The 1,797-nt window shown below is 50.0% G+C and carries 3 protein-coding genes and 1 pseudogene; all 4 read right to left on the reverse strand.

Going from position 1 to position 1,797, the window contains the following annotated elements; translation table 11 throughout:
- Positions 1-452, reverse strand: a 452-nt coding sequence (locus tag AQR02_RS14230; RefSeq protein ID WP_187388810.1) for a translation initiation factor IF-2 N-terminal domain-containing protein, incomplete at its 3' end; no start/stop codon positions are given.
- Entirely contained in the window at positions 445-768 is a 324-nt protein-coding gene (locus AQR02_RS32875; protein ID WP_036724725.1) for a YlxQ family RNA-binding protein, read from the reverse strand. The genes AQR02_RS32875 and AQR02_RS14230, both read right to left, overlap by 8 nt.
- Positions 761-1,069 carry an RNase P modulator RnpM gene (gene rnpM, locus AQR02_RS14240; protein ID WP_054941045.1) on the reverse strand — a complete coding sequence of 103 codons (309 nt, stop codon included), beginning with the start codon at positions 1,067-1,069 and terminating at the stop codon, positions 761-763. Before rnpM ends, AQR02_RS32875 begins: the two co-directional genes overlap by 8 nt.
- Before the next feature lie 31 nt (positions 1,070-1,100).
- Positions 1,101-1,786: pseudogene (gene nusA / locus AQR02_RS14245) on the reverse strand (transcription termination factor NusA); the annotation flags it as partial.
- Positions 1,787-1,797 lie beyond the last annotated feature (11 nt).

The following is a 1,797-nucleotide window of genomic DNA, read 5'->3' on the forward strand; positions in this document are numbered from 1 at the left end:
GTGGAACTGCCTTGCGGACGGTTGCCGCCGGTGGAGCTGCCCTGAGGGCGGGAGTTCTGGGTGGAGCCTGATGTAGTTCTGCGGGAATCTTGTCCGCTTTGGGGCCTTGGGGACGTCGTCGATTGGTTGTTGTTTTGGTTACTGTTCATACCTACCTGCTTTTCCGGTTGATTTTTGTTGGCATTCTGAGCACTCTGCGGTTCGGCTGTTACCGTTCCGGTAGTTACCGGACGGCTGCTGGTGCCGGTGTCACGCTTGGCTGCAGCGTTTGATTTGATATCCTTAAAGAATTGCTCCACTTTTGTTACCGAGCTATTCTCCATCACACTCATATGATTATTCACAGGAACATTCAAACGCTTCAGAATTGTAATGATTTCTTTACTGCTCATGTTCAGAGATTTCGCGTATTCATACACGCGCAGTTTATCCTTATTGTCTTCTTTAGTCAATAACTCCACCTCCGACAGTATCTCCAAGCGTTCTGGAGATCATTTCCGCGAATCCTTTATCCGTAACGGCCAGCACTACGCGCTGGTCTTTACCAATACTTGCACCGAGTTCATCCCGGTGAAATGCGATTACTAGTGGAATATCGTAGGTCCCGCATTTATCACGGAACTTTTTTTGGGTATTATCTGAAGCGTCACCTGCAAGGACGACCAGCTTCGCCTCCGATGACCGCACTGCCTTGAGTACAGCCTCGTCGCCGGTGACAATCTTGCCTGCTCTCATGGCAAGCCCTAAATAAGAAAGTGTCTTACTCATTGTCCTCACTATCCTTTGCTGCTAAAAACTCTTCTTCCACGGATGCAAAATCCCTGGCTAGCTGAGCATAGATTTCAGGACTCACTTGACATTTTAACGCACGGTCAAGCGCTTTGTTCTTTTGTGCCAGTTTAAAGCATTCCAGTTTACCGCAGATGTAAGCACCCCGGCCTGACTTCTTGCCTGTCAGATCGATCAGCACTTCGCCCTCAGGTGTGCGAACCACGCGAATCAGCTCTTTTTTGGGCATCATCTCCTGGCTGGCCACACATTTGCGCAGCGGTACCTTTTTTTGCTTCATCCTAATCGCCTCCCGTCAGTCAGCAGCTTAATTAATCAATGGAGACGGAATCCTGATGCATTTCATCGCTAATTGTCTTTGGTCTGCCGTATTCCTGCTCCGCTTGAGTTTCGCTCTTGATATCAATTTTCAGCCGGTCAGTTTGGCCGCAAGGCGGGCATTTTGCCCCTTGATGCCGATTGCCAGCGATAATTGATAGTCAGGAACGATGACACGGGCCATTTTCTCAGCTTCAAAGACTTGAACCTCAAGCACTTTGGACGGGCTGAGTGCATTAGCCACATATTCCTGCACCGCATCAGAATAACGCACAATATCAATCTTCTCGCCGCGAAGCTCTGTAACGATGGTCTGCACGCGTGTCCCTCTTGGGCCAACGCAGGAGCCGACCGGATCCACCTCTTCATTACGCGAGAATACAGCAATCTTCGAACGGAAGCCTGCTTCACGGGCCACAGAACGAATCTCAACAACGCCGTCAAAAATCTCAGGAACCTCCAGCTCGAACAGACGCTTCAGCAGACCCGGATGACTGCGGGACAGCATAATTTGCGGCCCTTTGGTCGTATTCTCCACTTTGGTGATATATGCCTTGATCCGCTCGCTCTGCTTGAACTTCTCACCCGGCATCAGCTCGCTCAGCGGCAGAACCGCTTCGATTTTGCCAAGATCGACATAAATGTTCCGCATATCCTGACGCTGTACAAGGCCGGTAACATATCATCTTC

The organism is Paenibacillus ihuae (assembly GCF_001368795.1).
GTDB classification, from domain to species: domain Bacteria; phylum Bacillota; class Bacilli; order Paenibacillales; family Paenibacillaceae; genus Paenibacillus_AQ; species Paenibacillus_AQ ihuae.

Coding starts and splice junctions, on each gene's coding strand:
- rnpM (WP_054941045.1), bottom strand. CDS start 1,069: ATGAAGCAAAAAAAGGTACCGCTGCGCAAATGTGTGGCCAGCCAGGAG.
- AQR02_RS32875 (WP_036724725.1), bottom strand. CDS start 768: ATGAGTAAGACACTTTCTTATTTAGGGCTTGCCATGAGAGCAGGCAAG.